Genomic DNA, 22,064 nt, shown 5'->3' with positions numbered 1-22,064 from the left:
GGATGGGGCTCGTGGACGCGGATCACGTGGGGCTCGTCGTCGCGGCGCAGGCCGGGGACGCGCGGGCGCGCGAGGAGCTCATCGCCGCGTACCTGCCCTTGCTCTACAACATCGTCGGGCGATCGCTGAGCGGACATGCCGACGTCGACGACGTCGTCCAGGAGACCCTGCTGCGCGTGGTGCGCGACCTGCCTGCGCTGCGTGCTCCGGAGAGCTTCCGGTCCTGGCTGGTGGCGATCGCACTGCGCCAGATCAACACCCACTGGCATCGGCAGAGCACCTTCGCCGGACGGACCACCGTCATCGACGAGGCACGCCAGATACCGGACGTCGGCGCGGAGCCCGAAGACGTGACGATCACGCGTCTGCATGTGTCCGATGAGCGTCGTCAGGTCGTCGAGGCCGGACGGTGGCTCGATCCGGACCATCGGGCGCTGCTGTCCCTGTGGTGGCAGGAATGCGTCGGCTCGCTGAGCCGTGAGGACATCGCCGCCGCGACGGGGCTCACGGTCGCCCACGCCGGAGTCCGCCTGCAGCGTATGCGCGAGCAGTTGGAGCAGAGCCGGACGATCGTCTCCGCGCTGGAGGCCGATCCGCGCTGTCCGCAGCTCGACGAGACCGTCGTCGGCTGGGACGGGCTCCCCGCGTCGGTATGGCGCAAGCGGATCGCGCGGCATACCCGCGGCTGCCCGGTCTGCACGGCGACGACGACAGAACGGGTTCCGGCGGAACTACTGTTCCGCAGCCTCGCGACGCTGGCCGTCCCAGTCGGCCTCATCGCCGCGCTGGCCGCCAAGGGCCTGCTGTCGGGTACGACCGCGAGCGCCGCCGGGCTGGCCACGGCACACGCCGCCGCCGGCACGGCGACGGCGACGGCGAGCGCGGGAGGCAGTCTGCACAGTGCTCTGATCGGCACACTCCACGCGGCGACCGCTCATCCACTGGTGAGCCTCGCCGCCGGCGCGGTGCTCATCGCCGGGACCGCCACCTACGCGACCTGGCCCGAACCGGCGCATCGTGAGCCCGGCGTCATCGCCGCCGCGCCCACGGTCGCCAACCCCACGGTCGCCAACCCCACGGTCGCCACTCCCACGCCGATCCCGTCGCGCACCACCACGTCGGCCGAACCGTCCCCGGCGAGTCCGTCCGCCTCGGTGGGCACCGTTCCGCCGGGCGCGCAGTCGCTGGAGTCCGTGGACCAGCCCGCCCTGTACCTCACGCATGCCGGCGACTTCGCGACGCTCGGCCGAGTCTCCACGTCCAGCAGCACGCAGACGCGGCAGCGGGCCACCTTCACGGTCATCGGGGGGCTGGCCGACCCACGGTGCGTCACCTTCCGTGCTGCGGACGGCCGGTACCTCCGCCACCATTACCTGCGGCTCCGGCTGAGCAGCGACGACGGCAGCGACCTGTTCCGTGAAGACGCCACTTTCTGTCCGCGCCCCGGGGCGGTCGCCGGGTCGGTGACCCTGCACGCGCACAACTATCCCGGATCGGTCCTCCGCCACCGCGACGGCGGCGTCTGGCTCGACGGCTCCGACGGCACTCGGGCCTTCGCCGGCCAGGCTTCCTTCATCCTGCGCAGGTCCTGGGCCTGAGCCCGCTCCTTGAGCATGTGATCCGGCTTCGGTCCGCAGCCGTCGACGGCTGCCGCCATTCCGAAAACCTTCACCGGTGATCAGGGCGGCGCGCCCTGTCCCCAGTGACGACCAGACCGCGGGGCTTGGCATAACGCTTTCTGCCCGCGAGATGCATCACTGAGCAATCGTCCGGACGGCGCGACTTTTCCGTTACGAGACGGCGAGTGCGGAGGCCTCCCTTGCATGGGGTGCTCTTCCCGCCGCTCACCAAAACGGGCGGGCGTGGCGGGTTCCCCGATATCCCCCTTGCCTTATCCCCGGAAGAAAGCCCCTCCCATGACGCGACACGCCCCCACGATCACGGCACCCAGGGTGACCCGCGACCCCCGAGGAGAATCATGAAGGGCCTGCACCGGCTCAGCCGGCGTCGCCGAACAGTGACGGTAGGACTGTCGGCCGCGGCGGTGGTGGCCGGAGTCGTGACGCTCCTCCCCAGCTCCGCCGGAGCCGCGAACCTGAGTACGCAGGCGGCCCCCTCGGACAGGTACTTCGGCACCGCAGTGGCCGCCGGCAGGCTCGGCGACTCGGCGTACACCGCGATCGCCGACCGGGAGTTCAACATGATCACCCCGGAGAACGAGATGAAGTGGGACGCCGTCGAGCCGTCCCGCGGCAACTTCAACTTCGGCCCCGCCGACCGCATCGTCGACCGTGCGAAGGCGAACGGCCAGCGCGTGCGCGGCCACACCACGGTCTGGCACTCGCAGCTCCCGGCCTGGGTCGGCTCGATCGGCGACGCGAACACGCTCCGCAGCGTGATGAACCGCCACATCACCACCACGATGACCCACTTCAAGGGCAAGATCTACGCCTGGGACGTGGTCAACGAGGCGTTCGCCGACGGTCCCGGCGGCCGGCTCCGCAGCTCGGTGTTCCAGAAGGGTCTGGGCAACGGCTTCATCGAGGAGGCGTTCCGCACCGCCCGTGCGGCCGACTCCTCGGCCAAGCTCTGTTACAACGACTACAACATCGAGAACTGGTCGGACGCCAAGACCCAGGGCGTCTACAGAATGGTCAAGGACTTCAAGTCCCGCGGCGTTCCCATCGACTGCGTAGGGCTCCAGAGCCACTTCGGAGCGGGCGGCCCGCCGGCGAGCTTCAAGACCACCCTGGCCAACTTCGCCGCCCTGGGCGTCGACGTCCAGATCACCGAGCTGGACATCGCCCAGGCATCGCCCACCCACTATGCCGACGCGGTCAAGGCCTGCCTGTCCGTGCCCCGTTGCACCGGCATCACGGTGTGGGGCGTGCGTGACAGCGACTCCTGGCGCACCGGCGAGAGCCCGCTGCTGTTCGACGACAACGGCAAGCCCAAGCCCGCGTACGCCGCCGTCATGAGTGCCCTCAGCTCCGGCTCGGGTACCACCCCGGGCAAGCCGGGCGACGGTGCCGGTACTGGCACCGGTACGGGGGAGATCAAGGGCGTGGCGTCCGGCCGGTGTATCGACATCCCCGCCTCCACCACCGTCAACGGCACCCAGGCGCAGCTGTGGGACTGCAGCGGCCAGGCCAACCAGCGCTGGACCCACACCGCCGGCAAGCAGCTGAAGATCCACGGCGACAAGTGCCTGGACGCCAAGAGCAAGGGCACCTCCAACGGCACCGCGGTGATCGTCTGGGACTGCAACGGCGGCACCAACCAGCAGTGGAACATCCATACCAACGGCACGATCACGGGCGTCCAGTCCGGGCTGTGCCTCGATGCCGTCGGCGCGGCCACCGCCAACGGCACCAGAATCCAGCTGCACGCCTGTGGGGGTGTCGGCAACCAGAAGTGGACCGCCCCGTCCGGATCGGGCGGCGGCACGTGCGCGCTTCCGTCGACGTACAAGTGGAATTCGACGGGTGCCCTGGCGCAGCCTGCGAACGGGTGGGCCTCGCTGAAGGACTTCACCCACGTGGTGCACAACGGCAAGCACCTGGTCTACGGGTCGAACTTCAACGGATCGAAGTACGGCTCGATGACGTTCAGCCCCTTCACCAACTGGTCGGACATGGCGTCCGCCGGACAGAGGGCGATGAGCCGGCCCGCGGTCGCGCCCACGCTGTTCTACTTCGCGCCCAAGAAGATCTGGGTCCTCGCGTACCAGTGGGGCCAGTGGCCCTTCATCTACCGCACGTCGGGCGACCCCACCGACCCCGACGGCTGGTCCGCGCCGCAGCCGCTGTTCACCGGCGGTATCCCCCGCACCGACTCTCCCACCGGCCCGATCGACCAGACCCTGATCGCCGACGACCAGAACATGTACCTGTTCTTCGCCGGTGACAACGGCAAGATCTACCGGGCGAGCATGCCGATCGGGAACTTCCCGGGCAACTTCGGCTCGTCGTACACGACGGTCATGAGCGATACGGAGGCCAAGCTGTTCGAGGCCCCCCAGGTCTACAAGGTCCAGGGCCGGCAGCAGTACCTCATGATCGTCGAGGCGAAGGGTGCGAACGGGCGCTACTTCCGCTCGTTCACGGCCTCGAGCCTGAGCGGTTCGTGGACCCCGCAGGCCGACGGCGAGAGCAGCCCCTTCGCGGGCAAGGCGAACAGCGGTGCCACCTGGACCAACGACATCAGCCACGGTGACCTGATTCGCGACAATCCCGACCAGACCATGACCATCGACCCCTGCAACCTGCAGTTCCTCTACCAGGGCAAGTCCCCCACCGCGGGCGGTCCCTACGACCGACTGCCCTACCGGCCGGGTGTCCTCACCCTGCAGCGCTGACTGCCCGATCCACGGTCATACGCAAGGAGAAACAACCCCCCATGAAGAACCCCACGAACCGTGGGCGCCGCGGGCGTTACCGCCGTCGCTGGACCGCGACCGGACTGCTGCTCGGAGCGCCCGCCCTCGTCGTGCCGTATCTCTTGTTCGTGCAGGACGACTCGCAGGCCGCGACGGTCGACGGCAATGCCTACTACCGCCTGATCTCCGTACGCAGCGGCAAGGCGCTGGACGTCAACGCCTTCTCCACCGCCGACGGCACCCGCATCCAGCAGTGGACCGACCAGAACACCGCCAACCAGCAGTGGAAGCTGCGACCCGCCGGGGACGGCTACTACGAGCTGGTGAACCGCAACAGCGGCAAAGTGCTGGGCATAGCGGGCGGTTCGTCCGCCCAGGCGGCCGCCGCCGAGCAGCAGACCGACAGCGCCTCCGCCTCCCAGGAGTGGCGGATCGACGAGGTGAGCGGTTCCGACGCCGTCACCTTCACCTCTCGCGGGAGCGGCCAGGTCCTGGACGTCTCCGGCGGCTCCACGGCCGAGGGCGCGGTGGTCATCCAGTATCCCGGCAAGGGCAGCACCAACCAGCAGTGGAAGCTGGTGAAGACGGCCGAGTCCCAGACGGCCGGAAGCGGACCGTATGTGTGGAAGAACGCCCAGGTGGTGGGCGGCGGTTACGTCACCGGCCTGGTGTTCAACCCGCGTGCGAAGGGCCTGTTGTACGCGCGCACCGACATGGGCGGCGCCTACCGCTGGGACACCGCGGCCGAGCAGTGGATGCCGCTGACCGACTGGGTCGGCGAGAAGGACTGGAACCTGCTGGGCATCGATGCGCTGGCCACCGACCCCGTCGACCCCGACCGGCTCTACCTGGGGGCGGGCACCTACACCAACAGCTGGGCGGGCAACGGCGCGATCCTGCGCTCCACCGACAAGGGCCGCACCTTCGAGCGCACCAACCTGCCCTTCAAGCTGGGCGGCAACGAGGACGGCCGCGGGGCGGGCGAGCGGCTGGCGGTCGACCCCGCGAACAACGCCAACCTGCTCCTCGGCAGCCGCAGGAACGGCCTGTGGCGCAGCACCGACCACGGCATCACATGGAGCCAGGTCTCCTCGTTCCCCGTCAAGGACGGGGCGGGCAGCGGCGGTGGCATCTCCTTCGTGACGTACGGCCCGGCCGGCAGCAGGACGGTCTACGTCGGCGTCGCCGACAGGTCCACCTCCCTGTACCGCTCCACCGACGGCGGCAGCACCTGGCAGGCCGTCTCCGGGCAGCCCGCAGGCCAGATGCCGCAGCACGGCGTGCTCTCCGGTGACGGATCGCTGTACCTGACGTACACCAACAACCTCGGTCCCAACGGCGTGACGGCGGGCTCGGTGTGGAAGCACACGCCGGCCAACGGGGCGTGGAAGGACATCTCCCCGTCCCAGGGCTCCTACGGGTTCTCCGGTCTGGCCGTCGACCCGCAGAAGCCGTCCACGGTGATGGTCACCACCCTCGACCGCTGGTGGCCCGAGGACGAGGTCTACCGGACCACCGACGGCGGTACGACGTGGAAGGCACTGGCCGCCACGTCGGAGCGGGACGCCTCTGCCGCTCCTTACGTCGGGACCGGCGTCGGGCACTGGATGACCGCCCTGGCCATCGACCCCTTCGACTCCGGGCACGCGCTGTACGGCACCGGCAGCGGCATCTGGCGCAGCAAGGACGCCACCACCACCGACAGCGGCGGCACCAGCCACTGGACCGTGGGGTCCCGGGGTCTGGAGGAGACCGCGCTGATGGACGTGATCGCCCCGCCCGGCGGCGCCACCGCCCTCACCGCCATGGGCGACCTGGGCGGTTTCCGCCACGACTCCCTGACCGAGGTGCCCGCCGGGCGGCTGGACAACCCGATGATGATCACCAGTACGGACATCGACTTCGCCCAGTCCTCTCCCTCGCTGATGGTCCGCGTCGGCCGTGGCGGCACGCAGGACGGCGCCTACTCCACCGACGGCGGCAGCAGTTGGAACGGCTTCAAGGCGGAGCCGGTGGCCAGCGCCGACAGCGGCCGGGTCGCGCTCGCGGCGGACGGCTCCACCATCGTCTGGACCCAGGCCGGCCAGGCCCCGTACCGCTCGACCGACAAGGGAGCGAGCTGGTCGAAGGTCAGCGGCCTGGGCACCGACGCCGTGGTCGTCGCCGACCGCTCCTCGGCCAAGACCTTCTACTCACTGTCCGGCGGCACGCTCCACGCCAGCACCGACGGCGGCGCGACCTTCACCGCCCGCTCCACCCACCTGCCCGCCGGCCGGCTCACCGCCGTCCCCGGCATCGCCGGGGACCTGTGGATCGCCGGCCATGACAAGGGGCTGCTGCACTCCACCGACGGCGGTCGCACCTTCACCACGCTCAACACGGTGAAGTCCGCCTCCGCCCTCGGCTTCGGCAAGGCCGCGCCGGGCGCCTCCTACCAGGCTCTGTACCTGATCGGTACCGTCAAGGACGTCACCGGCGTCTTCCGCTCCACCGACAAGGGCGCCACCTGGGTCCGCGTCAACGACGACGCCCACCAGTGGGGCAGTATCGGCGCTGTCGGCGTCGTCACCGGCGACCCCGACACCTTCGGGCGCGTCTACATCGGCACCAACGGACGCGGCCTCCAGTACGGCGACCCGTCCTGATCCCGACGCCCGAGCGGGGCCGCAGGCACAACGGCCCGCGGCCCCGCCATGGCTGAGGGAGGACGCCTCCTCGCCCCCTCGACGGGACGCCGTGCCACCACGTGCCAGTAGGGGTGGTACAGCGGTCAGCAAGGGGCCCTGCGAAGCATCCAGGACGAGGCCATCCGCGCACGTTCCTGCAGGTCAGGCGCAATGCGCGCGTCCAAGCACCGGGTGGCTCCCAAGCTTATGGCGCGGGTTCGATTCCCGTCGTCCGCTCCACAGCAAAGCCTCAGGTCAGCGGCCTGGGGCTTGTTGCCTTTCGGCGAGACCCTTCTCAGCTACCGTGCGCTGCGGACGTGAACGGCCGTAGCGGGTACGCGTGGGCGCATACTGGCAGCAATGACAAAGCCCAGTGCACCGAAGCGCTTTTTGCCCACCAGCCCCTTCAAAGCCCCGGCCATGCCGCCTCCCAAGCAGTTCGCCGTAGGCGATCAGGTCACACACGACGTGTACGGCCTCGGCCGGGTCATCGGCATAGAGGAGGGGATCGCGGCGGTCGTGGATTTCAACTCGACGCAAGAGCGGATCTTGAGTCCGTACGCCAAGATGAGCAAGCTGTAGGACCGCCGTGCCCGGTCACGGCACACGAGACCCGTTCACGGCCCCGCAATGAAGAGGACCCCTGTCATCGACCTGACCTCGCCGTTCTCCGCTCCGGAAGGAGCGCCCCCCTGTGCCGCTGCGACATCACCGCATCCCACCACGAACCCCTTCCAGGCGCCCGACTTCGGGGAGATCGAAGCCTTCCTGCTCGACGAGGACGCGCAGGAGTCCGCCTCTGGCACGAGTGCGGCTCGACGCGAGGCGGGCTAGCTCCCACTCGTGACGACGGCTTCGGCGTCGGGCCACGAGGCGTATCCGTTGCCGTCCCCCTCCACGGCGTGCGCCGACCAGCTCCGTGCGGGTGTGACGGACTCCGGTCGCCTCGTAGCGGACGGCACGGGCGTCAAGCTGGTCGGCCTCACCGGCGGACACCCGTCGGCTCGGCCGCTTCTCCGTCCGCCCGGAACGCGGCGCCCGAACCGGGCCCGAACCCCCTGACGATCAGCCACCCGGCCAACGCGAGCTCCCAGGCGAACACCGGGAGCGCGGCGGACGCCCCCGCCACGGAGAGCTGCTCGTAGGCCCCGAACATCACGGCGACGGCCGATGCGCAGATCAGCGGTCCGCCGACCAGCCCGAGCACGGCGATGAAGCGCGGTACGAGCCGTGCGCGGTACGCCAGGTAGGCGAGCAGGACGGTGTTCAGGCCGAGGGCGATGTTGGGGCCGAGCAGGAACGTCCAGTCGTGCACGGCCACCAGCGCGGCATCGGCGCCGTCCGCCGCTCCCCCGTCCCGCCGCAGGGTGACCAGCGCCAGGACCGCGACGATCCCGACGGTGATGACGGCCCCCTCCAGCAGCCGCCCGAAGGCGTACCCGAGCGCGAGCCCCTCACCGTGGCGCCGCAGGACGGGGAACAGTGCCGCCCCGGTACCGGCCACCGCCACCACCAGCACCACCTCACAGAGCGCCCCGAGCAGCGCCCGCGTGTCGGCGCCCTGTGCGAGCCGGCCGTCCGCCGCGCCCAGCAGGGGGCGGTACAGGACCGCCCCGGCTATCGCGGCGGCCTCGGTCAGCAGGAACAGCGACCCGGCGGCCACCGCGGTTCTCCGGTCCGGACTCATCTTCTCTGTACCCCTCACTCGGTGGCAGGTGTACGCCGTACACCTGCCAGCGACCATAGGTGTACGGCGTACACTCGTCAAGGAGGAGGCCGTCGATGAGGGAAGGGACCGAACCGGAATGACCCGGCAGGAAGCCACGCGCACGCAACGGATCCCCCTGAACAGGGACCGCGTCCTGCGCGCCGCCGTCGCGCTCGCCGATGCCACCGGCATCGACGCGCTCAGCATGCGCAAGCTCGCGCAGGAGCTGGACGTCGTACCCATGGCCCTCTACAAGCACGTGGCCAACAAGGAGGAGCTGCTCGACGGCATGGCCGACGCCGTCGTCGCCGAGATCGACCCGCCGGCCGCGGGTCCCGACTGGCGGCGCGTGGTCCGCGGGCGGATCCTCTCGGCCCGGCAGGTCCTGTTGCGCCACCCCTGGGCGGTCCGGGTCATCGAGTCGCGGACCGGCCCCACCCCGGCCGTGCTCGCGTACGTGGACTCGATGGCCGGGATCTTCCGGGACGGCGGCCTCTCCGCCGACCTCACGCATCACGTCATGCACGCGATGGGCAGCCGCCTCCTCGGCTTCAGCCAGGAACTGTTCGACACCTCGGGCCCCTCAGGACCGCCGGACCCCGGGCTGGCGGCGCGCTACCCGAACATCGCGGAACTGGCCGCGACGGCCGCACACGACGGGGCGTCCACGGTCGGTGGCGGCTGTGACGACCAGTTCGAGTTCGAATTCGCCCTGGACCTCCTCCTGGACGGCTTCGAAAACCTCCGCCGCCAGGGGTGGACGTCCACGCGGGAGGCGTAGCGGGTGCGGGGGGCATCAGAAAGGGCAGCGCCCTGAAGCCTTGTGTTGCCGGATGCTGCCCGCACACCCGTCAGTCCCGCGACAGGGGGCACGCGGAGGGCACGAACCCCCGCATGGTCTCGCAAGAGGTCCCGCATGAGCCCTCTGGCGTGCGTCTCCTCCGTCCTCCACCACTGCAGGCCGGTACAGGCTCCGAGCCGAGGCCCCGTATCGGAATCACCCGGCCGCCTCCCCCGCGTGCGGCATAGGCAGGACTGATCACCGGGCGTCGAGCACAGTGAGAATGTGCCGCATCTCCGAGAAGCCAGTCGTGCCCCAGCCGCGCCTCTCGGGGCGGTGAACCAGGTCAGCGACCCGGGGCTTCGTCGTCGTCCCGAACTTTTGGGACCCGCACGCCAGGGCTGGCTGTACGTGCGGCTGCCCCGGTGTGCTGTCGTCCGGCGGCGGCGGTGCGTCAGCTCTGGGCGGTGTCGTCGCCCGTCTGCCCGGCGTCCTCGGCCGTGCCTGCCTTCTCGCGCATCTTGCGCACCAGCTCCGCCTTCTGGTCGGCGGCACCCTGGCGGTCGAGGTTGCGGTGCGGGCCGTTGTTCTGCCGCTCGGCGCGGGACAGCCGCTTGCGCTGGCCGCCGCCCTGGCCCACGGGGTTGTTGATGTTCTTGCTCACGGTCATGGGTTCTCCCGGTAACGAGGTGGAGTGATCTGCGGATTCATCGATGGGGGACGGGCGCGGCGACGGCGAAGGGCGTCAGCAGGAACCCATCACGCTCTCACTCGTGAATCGGCGCCTGGAAGAACATGACAAAGACGTTACCCGGTCCCTCAGGCCCCGCACACCAAACCCGTCCACGGTCATGCCGTCGTTGCCCTCCGGGCTCCAGGACTCCTCCGAGAAAGGCCGGTCCCCCATGTCCGTCGACCAGAACTCCTGGGACGCCGCCGTACGCCACCTGTACAGGGACCCGGTCGCGTACATCGCCACGAGCCCGGGTCCAGGTCGTCACAGCCCGCCCGTCCGCAGGAGCGTCATCAGGGCGCGGGCGGCCGGGCTGGTGGTTTCCGGGGGCGGGAGCAGGGCCACCGTCTCGTAGACCGCCGGGCCCGTGCCCTTCAGGGGGATCGCGGTCAGCGCCTCGCGCTTGTGGCGGAAGTGGTGGGGGACGGCGGCGACGCCGAGGTTCTCGTCGACCAGGTCCAGGAGGCTGTGCACGTCGTTCACCTCAAGGGCGACCGCGCGGCGCACCCCCGCCGTGGCGAACGCCGTGTCCGTGGCCTGACGCGGCCCCCAGTCGGGGTGGAAGTCGACGAACACCTCCCCGGCCACGTCCTCGGGCGAGAGGGCCGGCCCGGCCGTGGCGAGCCGGTGCTCGGGGTGGCACAGCAGGGTCATCGGTTCGGCCGCCAGCGACACCGACCGCAGCTGGTCCGTGTCCGCGCGCGTGCGGTACGCGAACGCCAGGTCGAGGCGACCGGCCGCGACCTCCTCGGCCAGGTCGGGCGAGCCGGACTGCCTCAGCCGGATCTCCACGTCCGGGTGCCGCCGCCGGAACGCGGCCAGGAGTCCCGGCGTACGCACCCCCGCGATGCACTGCTCGGTACCGAGGGCGAGCGTGCCGCGCAGCACGCCCTGCACGGCGGCGACCGCCTCGTGCGCCGCCCGCACCTGCGCCAGGATCCGCTCCGCCTCGACGAGCAGCGCCCGCCCGGCCTCCGTCAGCGTCACCCGGCGCGTGGTCCGTACGAACAGCGGCGCCCGCAGCTCCCGCTCCAGGGCCCTGATCGACGCCGACAGGCCCGACTGGGACACCAGGAGCCGTTCGGCGGCCCGGGTGAAGTGCCGGTCCTCGGCGACGGCGACGAAATGCTGGAGGTGTCGGAGTTCCACGATTCAGAAGCCTAGACGCTGAATTCCATCGGATTCTCCTGTTGGACGCATGGCCGCGGAGCGGAGGAGATTGGAGCCACCGCCCCCTCCGTCCCTGGAGTCACGTTGTACACCGCACACCCCGACCGTTACACCGCCATGCCCTACCGGCGCACCGGACGCAGTGGGCTGAAGCTCCCCGCCCTCTCGCTCGGCCTGTGGCACAACTTCGGCCCCGACCGCCCCGCCGAGACCCAGCTCGCCATCCTGCGCCGCGCCTTCGACCTCGGCATCACCCACTTCGACCTGGCCAACAACTACGGGCCGCCGCCCGGCGCCGCCGAGTCCGCCCTCGGCGACGCCCTGCGGACCGACCTGGCGCCCCACCGCGACGAGCTGATCATCTCCACCAAGGCCGGCTACCTGATGTGGCCGGGCCCGTACGGTGAATGGGGCTCGCGCAAGTACCTGCTCGCGTCGCTCGACCGGAGCCTGACCCGCCTCGGGCTCGACCACGTCGACGTCTTCTACTCGCACCGCTTCGACCCGGAGACTCCGCTGGAGGAGACGATGGGCGCCCTGCACTCCGCCGTCCAGCAGGGCAAGGCCCTCTACGTCGGCGTCTCCAACTACTCCGCCGAGCAGACCCGCGAGGCCGCCCGCATCCTCGGCGAACTCGGCACCCCGCTCCTCATCCACCAGCCCCGCTACTCGATGCTCGACCGGCGCCCCGAGGACGAGGGCCTGCTCGACGCCCTCGACGAGCTCCAGGTCGGCTCCATCGCCTACTCGCCGCTGGAGCAGGGCCTGCTCACCGGCCGCTACCTGGACGGCATCCCCGAGGACTCGCGGGCCGCGAGCGACAGCCCCTTCCTGAACCGGGACGCCGTCACCGAGGACCTCGTGGCCCGGCTGCGCACCCTGAACGACATCGCCGCCGCCCGCGGCCAGACCCTGGCCCAGCTGGCCCTCGCCTGGGTGCTGCGCGGCGGCCGCGTGACCTCCGCCCTCGTCGGCGCGAGCAGCACACGCCAGCTCGAGGACAGCGTGGCCGCCATCGGCAACCTCGACTTCGCCGAGGAGGAGCTGGACCGCATCGACGCGGTGGTCCGCCCCTGATCCGTTTCGTTGCGAGAGCGGGAGCACCCCTGAGTCGTCGAGAGCCTGGGGCTCCTGAGTCGTCGAGAGCCGGGGGCCCTTGATTCGTCGAGAGCCGGGGCGCCCCTGATTCGTCGCGGGAGCGGTGGTCCGCCCCGCAGCCGCCCCCACGGCCGGGCGATACGGCGGCCACCGCGGACCGTGGGAAAATGGGCCATGATCTACCACGTCGTGACCGCCGACGAGTGGAACGCCCACCCGGACGCCCCGTACGCGCCCGCCTCCCTCGCGGAGGAGGGGTTCGTCCACTGCTCCCCCGACGTGGAGACGACCCTCGCCGTCGTCAACGCCTTCTACCGCGACACCCCGAAGCCGCTCCTCGCGCTGCTCCTGGCCGAGGACCGGCTCACCTCCCGGGTGGAGTTCGAGGCGGCGGCTCCCGTCCCGCCGCCCGGGGTCGACGCGGACGTCCTGTTCCCCCACGTGTTCGGGCCGGTCGACCGCGAAGCCGTCACCCAGGTCCTGGAGGTCCGGTGGGACGGGGACGGGCGCGCCACGGGCCTCGCCGACCCCGCCTGAACCTCAGGGCGGGGGCGGTGCGTCCCCGCTGCCCCGGCGGCCGCCTCCGCGCGGCGGGGGTTCGCTCGCCGGACGTCTGACCGCGATGCACTCGACGTCGATCTGGTCGGCCAGGTCGCTCAGCTGCCGCGCCAGGGCCAGCGCGGTCCTGGGGTCGAGTTCCGTGTCGCCCGCCCGGGCCGACCGCAGCCAGCCCGCGGCGACCCGCCGCAGGAGACCGGTCACCTTCGTCGCGGGGATCAGCAGCTCTCCGCGCGAGGCGTAGACCAGGGGTATCGACGCGTTCGAGGCGTTCGACGCGTTCATCGTGAACCGACCTCCGCCGCAGCAGGGACGTACGGGACGTGGGTGCCGTGGTCCGGCCCTCGGGGGGCGGTTGCCCGCGACCGTCGGCGCTACACACGGGCCCGCCCGTGGATCAGGAATCGAGAAGCGCGGGGGGTCGCCCGCCACTAGCTTGTGGCCATGGACCTCACCATTCACACCACCGTCCTTCCGCACGACGACCCGGACGCCTCCCTCGTCTTCTACCGCGACGCCCTCGGCTTCGAGGTGCGCAGCGACGTCGGGCAGGGCAGGACCCGCTGGATCACCGTCGGACCCGTCGGGCAGCCCGGTACGTCGATCCTGCTCGCGCCGCCCGGCGCCGATCCGGGGATCACCGAGGCCGAGCGGCGCACCATCGCCGAGATGATGGCCAAGGGCACGTACGGCTGGATCCTGCTCGCCACCCCGGACCTCGACGGCACCTTCGAGAAGGTCCAGGCGGCGGACGTCGAGGTCGTCCAGGAGCCGACCGAGCAGCCGTACGGCGTCCGCGACTGCGCCTTCCGCGACCCCGCCGGCAACCTCGTCCGCATCCAGGAACTCCGCTGACAGGAGCCGCGCCCGGAGCTCCGAACCGTTGGTCCGTTGATCCGCTGAAAGGGTTCTCCTCATGTGTCATCCTGCGTGGATGAGCGCACTGAACGAGGCGCAGCGCCTGAGTGATCTCGCCCGGTTGCGACGTGTCCGCGACCGGATGGACCGGGAGTACGCGCAGCCGCTGGACGTCGAGGCGCTCGCACGCGGCGTGAACATGTCGGCCGGGCACCTCAGCCGGCAGTTCCGCCAGGCCTACGGCGAGTCGCCGTACTCCTACCTCATGACGCGCCGCATCGAGCGCGCCATGGCCCTGCTGCACCGTGACGACCTCAGCGTCACCGACGTCTGCTTCACGGTCGGCTGCTCCTCGCTCGGCACCTTCAGCACCCGGTTCACCGAGCTCGTCGGCGTGCCGCCCAGCGTCTACCGGCGTCAGGTCGCGGACGCCGGGGCCGGGCTGCCGTCGTGCGTGGCCAAGCAGGTGACGCGACCCGTCAGGAATCGAGAAGCACCGGCGGGCACCCCCCGCCTAGCGTGAATCCCATGAACGCCATCGCATCCGTCACCCTCGAGGTGGCCGACCTCCAGGCCGCCGACCGCTTCTACACCGCCTCCGGTCTGGGCACCCATGTGCGCCTGCGGGCCACGGACGCGCCGACCACCGGCTTCCGCGGGTTCACGCTCTCGCTCACGGTGTCCCAGCCCGGCGACGTCCGGCTCCTCGTCGAGGCCGCACTCGACGCCGGCGCCACCGTCCTCAAGCCCGTCTCGAAGTCCTTCTGGGGCTACGGCGGGGTCTTCCGGGCCCCGGACGGCACCGTCTGGAAGGTCGCCACCTCGGCGAAGAAGGACACCGGCCCGGCCACCAGACGCGTCGACCAGGTCGTCCTCCTCCTCGGGGCCACGGACGTGGCGGCGAGCAGGACGTTCTACGTCGAGCACGGCCTCACCGTCGCGAAGAGCTTCGGCAGGAAGTACGTCGAGTTCGCCGCCGCCGGTGACAGCCCCGTCAAGCTCGCCCTGTACGGGCGCCGCGCCCTCGCCAAGGACGCCGGCGTCCCGGTCGACGGCGAGGGATCCCACCGGGTCGTCCTCGGCGGCGACGGCACGGCTGCCTTCACCGACCCGGACGGGTTCGCGTGGGAGGCCGCCGCCGTGGCCGCCACCTCCTGACCGTCATCCGACCATCCGGCTGACCACCCGGCCGGCCTTCCGAGAGGACCTGTCATGCCGAACACCAGCTCGTCCACCAGGAGCAGCAGCGCCGGCAAGAGCGGCGGCGAGAAGTACGACGGCTTCACCGCGGAGGAGCGCGAGGCGATGAAGGAACGCGCCAAGGAGCTCAAGGCGAGCGCGCGACGCGACGCACGGTCGGCCAAGGCCAGGGCCGACGGGGACGCCGAGGTGCGCGCCAAGATCGCCGAGATGCCCGACGCCGACCGTGTCCTCGCCGAACGGATCCACGAGATCGTCGCCGCGAGCGCGCCCGACCTGGCGCCGAAGCTCTGGTACGGGATGCCCGCGTACGCCAAGGACGGCAAGGTCGTCTGCTTCTTCCAGAGCGCGGAGAAGTTCAAGACGCGGTACGCCACGCTCGGCTTCAGCGACCTGGCGCGGCTCGACGAGGGCGCCCTGTGGGCGACCAGCTTCGCCCTGACCGAACTGGGCGCCGCCGACGAGGCCCGTATCGCCGCGCTCGTCGAGAAGGCCGTCAGCTGACACCGTCGGCGCGGAGGCGGGCCGTGGCGGCCGACAGCCAGCACAGGCCCACGGCCGCGCCGGCGGTGAAGGCCGTGACCGTGGCACCGGAGGCCGCGAAGCCGGCGATTACCGCTGCCGGGGCGAGGCGGGAGCCGAGGGCCCAGGCCCGGTCGCCCCGGGCGGTGAAGACGCGGGCCAGGAGCAGGAACGCGGCGCACAGGGCGAGGTAGCCGACCATGCCGCTGAGCATGTGGACGGCGCCGTGCGCGCTGAGCGTGGGCGTCTCGGGGGCGCCGGCCGGGAATTCGGCCCCCGCGTCGGCGGGGAACACGGCGGCGGCCGCGAACGACGCGCCGAACACCCCGGCCAGTACCGGGGCCCAAGTCCCGCCGGGGACCGCGTGCAGCGTCCGGCGCAGGCCGACCGCCCCGGTGACGAGCAGGGCGGCGGCGAGCAGGAAGTTCAGCGTCTGGATCCATCCCTGGTCCCCCAGGGCGAGCTGGCTGATCGCGTTGCGGGTGAAGGAGAAGCCGTCCCGGGTGAGCCCCTGGACGAGGCCCACGACGAGGAACAGCGGCCCTCCGACGACCCCGCCGAGCAGCAGCCGACGCGCCGGGGGACCGGCCGTGAGGGCGGGCGGGGTGGCAGAGGCCGTGGCGGGAGGAGGGACGGTGGCGGGGGCCGGTCCGAGGGCGGTGGCGGGTGTGGTGTCAGGCGTGGGGGCGGGCGTCGGGGCGGGCGCGGGGTCGAGCGTCGGGCCGGGCGTGGCGGGCATGGCGGTCGGGCCTTCCTCGTCGGGTCAGGAACGCTGCGGGCGTGGGGAGTTGACCGCGTTCTCGTACTCTTGACCTGCCTCCGGGAGCGCGATCATCGACAAGGGGGCGTGACCTGCGTCACCAGCGCCGACGGGCCCGGCCGGCGGCTCCGGGCGGGCGAATAGGGCGGGCTAGCCCCGCGTGAATTCACGGCGACGCGAGGTGAAAATTTGTCATGTAAACACACGGGATGCGGGTGGTCGCAATTCTTCACCGGGCGCACCCCGCGCCACCGTGCTAGTGTCGATATCAGTTGCAGTTGTGGGTCCCGAACGTACGAGTGCCCCTTCCGGTTCTTCCGGCGCTGGGCACCCTTTTTCATTTCCGGGCTTTTTCCGGGCGGGGCGATCATCGCGGCGACAGGAGCACACAGGGTGTGGGCTCCGGGCACTGCCCCGAAGGAGAAATGACATGGCTACTGGCACCGTGAAGTGGTTCAACTCGGAAAAGGGCTTCGGCTTCATCGAGCAGGACGGTGGCGGCCCCGACGTCTTCGCCCACTACTCGAACATCGCCGCCCAGGGCTTCCGTGAGCTGCAGGAAGGCCAGAAGGTGAGCTTCGACATCGCGCAGGGCCAGAAGGGCCCGACCGCCGAGAACATCGTCCCCGCCTGAGGCCAGGCGCTGACGCGTAGCACGAGCTGACGAGCTGAGGCCCGCACCTTTGGGGTGCGGGCCTCAGCTCTTTGCACCTCTCGCCGGGCTGCGGGAATTTCCTGCCCGGCCCCCTTCAGTACCGTATCTGGACCACTTCTCCGCAGGAGTCACCATGCGCTGTGTCATCGCACGCTTCCCCTTCGAGCTGACCAAAGCCGGCGTGCTCGAATCGATGAAGGGCGTCAAGCCCGAGCCGGCCGTCGGCGACGTCGTCGTCATCGGCCGCCGTCAGTTCCCCGTGAAGCAGGTGGGTGAGGTCGTCACCCGCCAGGACCGCCGCGATTTCAGCGCGGGTGAGGTCGTGCGCGCGATGACCAAGCTCGGCTTCACCTGCCTCACCGTCCCCGCCGAGCAGCCCGCCGCGCCGTCGGACACCACTGACGCCATCTGACCGCCTTCTGACGTCTACGGACACCCGGCGATGTGATTCCGGGTGGCTGTCGACGTCTTCTGGCGTCTCCTGACGCCCGCTGGGAGCGGGCGGCGCGGCCGCGTGAGTACGGCTCTCCTCCGCCGCCGCCCGCCGTCGCACCCGTGCGGGGATCAGTGGTCGGAGTAGCGGAAGTCGCCCACCGTCCAGGCGCTGACGTCCGAGAGGGCGACCCGGTACATCCCGCCGGTCTCCGGGATGCCCACCGTCCCCTGGAGGATCCGGGCGAGGTGGAAGTGCAGATGGGTCGGTGGCCCTTCCGCGCGGGCGGAGGGGCTGAAGACATGGGAGAACTCGCCAAGGCGGGCCGAGTCCGTCAGGACCTCCGAGACGCGCTGTCTCCAGAGGGCTTCCGGGGCCAGCCGACCGGTGAGGACCGCACCCCCCACGACCACGGTCAGGGACATCTGATTGCTCTGCGTGGACTCCACCGTGGCGGCGATGTCAACGAGCAGCTCGTCAGGCTTCGACATGAAAGCCGATTCTAGAGGTGTCCAGGCGCCGCCATCGGCCTCGGGGGGAACACCCGTGCCCCCGGACCCGCTAGCGAGGTGCCGAGTCGTCCGCCGGGAACGCCGGACCATGGCCCGGGACGATCACGTCGGCCGTGGCGAGGACGCGGAGGCGCGAGTCCTTCAGGACGGTGTGGTCCGGGGCCACCGGGTCCTCCACGGGGCCGTCGGGGCGCCACCAGAGGTCGCCCACGAAGGCGATGACACCGGCTTCGGTGCCCGCGAGAAGGGTGATGTCCTCGGGGCTGTGGCCGGGGGTGCGGATCAGCCGCAGCGACGGGGCCAGCTCGTGGCCCTCGGCGTCGCGGTCGGTCCACCGGTCGTTCTCGTAGACCGCCTTGTGGTCGTGGACCCGGGCCCGGCCGAAGAGTCCGACGTTCATGGTGTTGTCGGGGTGGTGGTGGCTCAGCACGACGTCGGTGATGTCGTCGGGCCCGAGCCCGAGTGCGGCGAGCGGGCCGAGGATCCGGTCGCGGCTCGCCACCATGCCGGGGTCGACGATCACGTGCCGGTCGCCGTCCCGTACGTAGGAGACGGTGGCGGCGACGCCGGGGCCGGTGGAGAGCGTGTAACCGGTGGTCAGGATCGTGTACGCGGCGGTGCGGGCGCGCGGCGCGTCGGCGTGGTGTGTCATGCCCCCGAGTCTTCCGCCGGGCGCGGATCGGCACGAGTGGCCGCACTGCCACCCATCGCGGGAATCGTGCCAGGGTGTTCCGGCGGCGGTGGGTGAGGGCCTACGAACGGGCGGGCTTGCGGGCTTGCGGGCTTGCGGGCTTGCGGGCTTGCGGGCTTGCGGGCTTGCGGGCTTGCGGGCTTGCGGGCTTGCGGGCTTGCGGGGGCATGTCAGCCCACGGTGCCGCGCCCGGCATCGGGACCCCGGGCCCGGCACCCCGCGCCCGGCCTCCGGCACCACGCGCGCGCGTGCGTGTCAGACTCGCCCCCATGCAGCCGCCCTTCGTGACCGTCGCCGCCTACGCCCCGCACGGGGTCGGGATGCTCGGGGCCGGCATCGTCTCCGAGGTCTTCGACGCGCGCGGTGGGGACCTGCCCCGTTTCGACTTCGCGCTCTGCACCGACCGTCCGGGGACCGTCCGCACCGACGTCGGACTGCCGCTGGTCGTCGAGCACGGTCTGGAGCGGCTTGCGACGGCCGACCTGGTGATCGCCCTGCCCTGGGCGGAGTTCCGTACGCCCCCGGCACCCGCCGTACTGGACGCGCTGACCGCGGCGCACGCGCGCGGGGCCCTGGTCGCCGCCCACTGCGTCGGCGCGTTCGCGCTCGCCGCGGCCGGGCTGCTCGACGGGCGGCGGGCCACCACCCACTGGCGGTTCGCCGGGCTCCTGGCCGAGCGCCACCCGGACGTCACCGTCGAACCCGACGCGCTCTACGTCGACCAGGGCCCGATCGTCACGGGCGCGGGCGCCGCCGCCGGCTTCGACCTGTGCCTGCACCTGCTGCGGAGGGAGTACGGCGCCACCACCGCCAACGCCATCGCCCGGGACCTGGTGCTCCCCTCCCACCGCGACGGCGGCCAGGCCCAGTACCTGGCCACCCCCGTCCCCGAGGACAGCCGGGACGAGCGGCTCACCGACGTCCTCGCCTGGGCCCGGGAGAACCTGCACGAGCCGCTCCCCGTGGCCGAGTTGGCCCGGCGGGCGCTGATGAGCCGACGCTCCTTCGCGCGACGGTTCACCGCCTCGACCGGCACCACCCCGCACGCGTGGCTGCTGTCCCTGCGCCTCGGCCGCGCGGAGGAGCTCCTGGAGACCACGGACCTCCCGGTCGAGGAGGTCGCCCGTGCGGTCGGCTTCGGCAGCGCGGCGGTGCTGCGCGCCCAGTTCGTACGGCGCCGGGGGGTCCCGCCCCGCTCCTACCGCCGTTCCTTCACCCGTACGCCCACCGCCTGAGGCCGCGCCGGTCCCGCGAACTCCTCGCCCGTCGGACCATGTCCACGCGCCTCCGCCGCCGCCTCGCGCAACCGGGAGCTCAGGCGGGCGCCGCCCCGTGTCGAAGGACCGGCGCGCGTCCGGTCGTCAGTCCCGGTCGTCGTTCAGGACCGCGCGCAGCGTCTCGGCGAACTCCGCCGGGGCGCCGTGCTGCCCGAACTCACCGCCCAGGAAGCCTCCGTGGTGGCTCGGGAAGAGGGTGAGCGGGGTGCCGAGGCCCTCGGCGACGGCGGCCGCCGCGCGGGCGGCGAACTCGCCCTCGGACTCCTTGCCCGCGGCGACGACGATCCGTGTCGGCGCGGCGCGCAGGGCGGTCAGGTCGGGGCGGTAGGAGGTGCAGCCACGGATGTTCTGGCCGAGCAGCGGGTCACCGCGCGAGCCGTCGTCCTCGGTCGGCAGGCCGAACGCGGCCGGGGAGGGGGCGGGCTCGTCGGTCCGGTTCGCCGGGAACGGGCCCTTGCGGCTCGTCACGGCGAGGAACGCGGCCATCCCGGGTCCCCAGCCCTCCCGCAGATAGGTCGCGTGGACGCCCGCGCAGGCTTCGAGCGCCGCCTCCCGGTCCGGGAGGAGCTGCGCGGTCGGCGGCTCGTGCGCGACGAGGGTGTGGACGAGGTCCCCGCGCCGGGCCACCAGGGCGAGGGCGTTGACGGCGCCGCCGCTGCTGGCGAAGAGGTCCACGGGGCCGGAGCCGAGCGCCTCGATCAGCCGGACCAGGTCGTCGGCGTGCTCGTCGGGGAGTGACTCCGCCGCGCCGTCGGTGCGCTCGCTGCGGCCCACCCCGCGCGGGTCGTAGGTGACGACGGTCCGGTCGGGGAAGTGGGAGGCGAGCGTGGTGAAGCCGGTCGCGTCCATGGGGGAGCCGATGAGCATCAGGGGGCGGTCGTCGGTCCCGGTGCCGGGGCGCACGTCGTAGCGCAGGGTCGCGCCGGCGGTGTCCAGGGTCCGGGTGTCGGTCTCGGCCATGGGTCTCTCCTCGGTGGTGGGACGGTCATGGGGTAGACCCCCGCCCCCGCCGGAACTCATCGGTGAAGCGCCCGGCGACGGGACGAGACGAAACGTCTTGCCGAGGGTCCGCGCCTGCCGTACCTTCGAGGAGGCAACGAGACGAGACGTCTCGTTGCATTCCGTTCCCCGGCGTACAGGAGGCAGCCCTTGTTCCGTGTCCGACTCATCGCTGTCAGCAGGCGCCACGACCACCGGACCGGTCTCCGGACCGTGCTCCACCGGGTCTCCCTCACCGTCCGCCCCGGCGAGCGCGTCGGCGTCGTCGGCGACAACGGCTCCGGGAAGTCCACCCTCCTCCGGCTCCTCGCCGGACAGGAGGCCCCCGACGACGGCACGGTGACCGTCGACGCCCCCGGTGGCCTCGGCCACCTCGCCCAGACCCTGGACCTCCCCCCGACCGCCTCCGTCGGGGACGCCGTCGACCACGCCCTCGCGGACGTACGGGAGCTGGAGCGGGCGATCCGCGCCGCCGAGGACGCCCTCGCCGTGACCGGTGACCTCACCGGATACGCGGACCGGCGTACGGGTCGACGGCCGGCTGCGGCTCGACGCGCTCCACCTGGACGCGGGCGAGCGGCTCCTGGTCACCGGGCCGAACGGCGCCGGGAAGACCACCCTCCTGAAGGTCCTGGCGGGTGAACTCGCGCCGGACGCCGGCACCGTGAGCGCCCCGGGCCGGGTCGGACTGCTGCGTCAGGAGACGGCCCCGCCCGCCGACCCCCGTACGGTGGGCGAGGCCTTCGGAGCGGACCGCGCGGACGAACTGCTCGCGCTCGGTCTCTTCTCCGCCGGGGACCTGACGACCCCGGTCCGGTACCTGTCGACGGGACAGCGCCGGAAACTGGAACTGGCACGGCTCGTCACCGAGCCCGCCGATCTGCTCCTCCTCGACGAGCCGACCAACCATCTGGCCCCGGCGCTCGTGGAGGAGATCGAGGCCGCGCTCGCGCTGTACCGGGGCACGCTGGTCGTGGTCAGCCACGACCGGCGGCTCCGGGCGGGCTTCCGGGGCCGCCGTCTCGAACTTGCCCCGGAGTCCCTGGTCATGAGCTGACGCGCCCG

At 71.7% G+C, this 22,064-nt stretch carries 23 protein-coding genes and 1 pseudogene; 16 read left to right on the top strand and 8 right to left on the bottom strand.

What is annotated here, in order from left to right; all coding sequences use genetic code 11:
• Positions 1–2 precede the first annotated feature (2 nt).
• The 5 genes from ABZ567_RS14360 to ABZ567_RS14340 all read left to right on the top strand — a co-directional run bounded on the left by ABZ567_RS14360 (position 3) and on the right by ABZ567_RS14340 (position 7,878).
• Positions 3–1,598 (top strand): sigma-70 family RNA polymerase sigma factor, encoded by a 1,596-nt coding sequence (locus ABZ567_RS14360; protein WP_360788601.1) that lies wholly within the window; start codon positions 3–5, stop codon positions 1,596–1,598.
• 380 nt (positions 1,599–1,978) lie between these two features.
• Positions 1,979–4,357, top strand: coding sequence for a non-reducing end alpha-L-arabinofuranosidase family hydrolase (locus ABZ567_RS14355; RefSeq protein WP_360788598.1), 2,379 nt, complete (start codon positions 1,979–1,981; stop codon positions 4,355–4,357).
• A gap of 41 nt (positions 4,358–4,398) precedes the next feature.
• Positions 4,399–7,023: an RICIN domain-containing protein gene (locus ABZ567_RS14350; RefSeq protein ID WP_360788595.1), complete on the top strand. Its 2,625-nt coding sequence runs from the start codon at positions 4,399–4,401 to the stop codon at positions 7,021–7,023.
• Positions 7,024–7,404: 381 nt separating this feature from the next.
• Positions 7,405–7,626, top strand: a complete 222-nt coding sequence (locus ABZ567_RS14345) for a hypothetical protein (protein ID WP_360788592.1) — start codon at positions 7,405–7,407, stop codon at positions 7,624–7,626.
• A 48-nt stretch (positions 7,627–7,674) separates the two neighbouring features.
• Entirely contained in the window at positions 7,675–7,878 is a 204-nt protein-coding gene (locus tag ABZ567_RS14340; RefSeq protein WP_360788589.1) for a hypothetical protein, read from the top strand.
• Positions 7,879–8,026: 148 nt separating this feature from the next.
• Here ABZ567_RS14340 and ABZ567_RS14335 read toward each other — a convergent pair whose 3' ends face one another.
• Positions 8,027–8,731, bottom strand: a complete 705-nt coding sequence (locus ABZ567_RS14335; protein WP_360788587.1) for a DUF4386 domain-containing protein — start codon at positions 8,729–8,731, stop codon at positions 8,027–8,029.
• Between the two features lie 118 nt (positions 8,732–8,849).
• On the opposite strand from ABZ567_RS14335, the gene ABZ567_RS14330 reads away from it, so the two are divergent.
• Complete coding sequence (locus tag ABZ567_RS14330) at positions 8,850–9,533, top strand: TetR/AcrR family transcriptional regulator C-terminal domain-containing protein (RefSeq protein WP_360788584.1); 684 nt, start codon at positions 8,850–8,852, stop codon at positions 9,531–9,533.
• A 454-nt stretch (positions 9,534–9,987) separates the two neighbouring features.
• Here ABZ567_RS14330 and ABZ567_RS14325 read toward each other — a convergent pair whose 3' ends face one another.
• Positions 9,988–10,203 carry a DUF6243 family protein gene (locus tag ABZ567_RS14325; RefSeq protein ID WP_360788581.1) on the bottom strand — a complete coding sequence of 72 codons (216 nt, stop codon included), beginning with the start codon at positions 10,201–10,203 and terminating at the stop codon, positions 9,988–9,990.
• Between the two features lie 327 nt (positions 10,204–10,530).
• Complete coding sequence (locus ABZ567_RS14320) at positions 10,531–11,415, bottom strand: LysR substrate-binding domain-containing protein (protein WP_360788578.1); 885 nt, start codon at positions 11,413–11,415, stop codon at positions 10,531–10,533.
• 105 nt (positions 11,416–11,520) lie between these two features.
• Here ABZ567_RS14320 and mgrA point away from each other — a divergent pair, with 105 nt between their 5' ends.
• The gene (mgrA, locus tag ABZ567_RS14315; RefSeq protein ID WP_360788575.1) at positions 11,521–12,513 is read left to right on the top strand and encodes an L-glyceraldehyde 3-phosphate reductase; all 993 of its coding nucleotides are present in this window, start codon (positions 11,521–11,523) and stop codon (positions 12,511–12,513) included.
• 195 nt (positions 12,514–12,708) lie between these two features.
• Positions 12,709–13,071, top strand: a complete 363-nt coding sequence (locus ABZ567_RS14310) for a DUF952 domain-containing protein (RefSeq protein WP_360788572.1) — start codon at positions 12,709–12,711, stop codon at positions 13,069–13,071.
• Positions 13,072–13,074: 3 nt separating this feature from the next.
• On the opposite strand, the gene ABZ567_RS14305 is transcribed toward ABZ567_RS14310, so the two are convergent.
• Positions 13,075–13,377 (bottom strand): DUF6213 family protein, encoded by a 303-nt coding sequence (locus ABZ567_RS14305; RefSeq protein WP_360788569.1) that lies wholly within the window; start codon positions 13,375–13,377, stop codon positions 13,075–13,077.
• Positions 13,378–13,536: 159 nt separating this feature from the next.
• On the opposite strand from ABZ567_RS14305, the gene ABZ567_RS14300 reads away from it, so the two are divergent.
• From ABZ567_RS14300 to ABZ567_RS14285, 4 genes are all read left to right on the top strand, one after another.
• Positions 13,537–13,947, top strand: coding sequence for a VOC family protein (locus tag ABZ567_RS14300; protein ID WP_360788566.1), 411 nt, complete (start codon positions 13,537–13,539; stop codon positions 13,945–13,947).
• A 79-nt stretch (positions 13,948–14,026) separates the two neighbouring features.
• Entirely contained in the window at positions 14,027–14,473 is a 447-nt protein-coding gene (locus tag ABZ567_RS14295) for an AraC family transcriptional regulator (RefSeq protein WP_360788563.1), read from the top strand.
• Between the two features lie 5 nt (positions 14,474–14,478).
• Positions 14,479–15,108 carry a glyoxalase gene (locus ABZ567_RS14290; RefSeq protein WP_360788560.1) on the top strand — a complete coding sequence of 210 codons (630 nt, stop codon included), beginning with the start codon at positions 14,479–14,481 and terminating at the stop codon, positions 15,106–15,108.
• Positions 15,109–15,162: 54 nt separating this feature from the next.
• Positions 15,163–15,654 (top strand): DUF1801 domain-containing protein, encoded by a 492-nt coding sequence (locus tag ABZ567_RS14285; RefSeq protein ID WP_360788557.1) that lies wholly within the window; start codon positions 15,163–15,165, stop codon positions 15,652–15,654.
• Here ABZ567_RS14285 and ABZ567_RS14280 read toward each other — a convergent pair.
• Positions 15,647–16,411 (bottom strand): DUF998 domain-containing protein, encoded by a 765-nt coding sequence (locus tag ABZ567_RS14280; protein ID WP_360788554.1) that lies wholly within the window; start codon positions 16,409–16,411, stop codon positions 15,647–15,649. The two genes, ABZ567_RS14285 and ABZ567_RS14280, sit on opposite strands and share 8 nt — an antisense overlap.
• A 451-nt stretch (positions 16,412–16,862) precedes the next feature.
• On the opposite strand from ABZ567_RS14280, the gene ABZ567_RS14275 reads away from it, so the two are divergent.
• Positions 16,863–17,066, top strand: a complete 204-nt coding sequence (locus ABZ567_RS14275) for a cold-shock protein (protein ID WP_030210008.1) — start codon at positions 16,863–16,865, stop codon at positions 17,064–17,066.
• Positions 17,067–17,220: 154 nt separating this feature from the next.
• Positions 17,221–17,499: an SCO5918 family protein gene (locus ABZ567_RS14270; RefSeq protein WP_360788550.1), complete on the top strand. Its 279-nt coding sequence runs from the start codon at positions 17,221–17,223 to the stop codon at positions 17,497–17,499.
• 152 nt (positions 17,500–17,651) lie between these two features.
• Here ABZ567_RS14270 and ABZ567_RS14265 read toward each other — a convergent pair whose 3' ends face one another.
• Both ABZ567_RS14265 and ABZ567_RS14260 read right to left on the bottom strand, forming a co-directional pair.
• On the bottom strand, positions 17,652–18,011 hold the full coding sequence (locus ABZ567_RS14265; protein WP_360788547.1) for a hypothetical protein: 360 nt from the start codon (positions 18,009–18,011) through the stop codon (positions 17,652–17,654).
• Between the two features lie 70 nt (positions 18,012–18,081).
• The gene (locus tag ABZ567_RS14260; RefSeq protein WP_360788545.1) at positions 18,082–18,684 is read right to left on the bottom strand and encodes an MBL fold metallo-hydrolase; all 603 of its coding nucleotides are present in this window, start codon (positions 18,682–18,684) and stop codon (positions 18,082–18,084) included.
• A 308-nt stretch (positions 18,685–18,992) separates the two neighbouring features.
• Between ABZ567_RS14260 and ABZ567_RS14255 the strand changes: the two genes are divergently transcribed.
• Positions 18,993–19,958 carry a helix-turn-helix domain-containing protein gene (locus tag ABZ567_RS14255; RefSeq protein ID WP_360788543.1) on the top strand — a complete coding sequence of 322 codons (966 nt, stop codon included), beginning with the start codon at positions 18,993–18,995 and terminating at the stop codon, positions 19,956–19,958.
• A 126-nt stretch (positions 19,959–20,084) separates the two neighbouring features.
• Here the strand turns inward: ABZ567_RS14255 and ABZ567_RS14250 are convergent, their stop codons facing one another.
• The gene (locus tag ABZ567_RS14250) at positions 20,085–20,960 is read right to left on the bottom strand and encodes an alpha/beta hydrolase (RefSeq protein ID WP_360788540.1); all 876 of its coding nucleotides are present in this window, start codon (positions 20,958–20,960) and stop codon (positions 20,085–20,087) included.
• Positions 20,961–21,149: 189 nt separating this feature from the next.
• Here ABZ567_RS14250 and ABZ567_RS14245 point away from each other — a divergent pair.
• Positions 21,150–22,056, top strand: a pseudogene (locus ABZ567_RS14245) (ATP-binding cassette domain-containing protein).
• Positions 22,057–22,064: the final 8 nt, after the last annotated feature.

Origin of the sequence: Streptomyces sp. NPDC016459, assembly GCF_040632845.1 — a bacterium.
Classification (GTDB): Bacteria; Actinomycetota; Actinomycetes; order Streptomycetales; family Streptomycetaceae; genus Streptomyces.
Note: the sequence above shows the minus strand (reverse complement) of the source record. Positions and strands in the feature narration are given on the sequence as shown.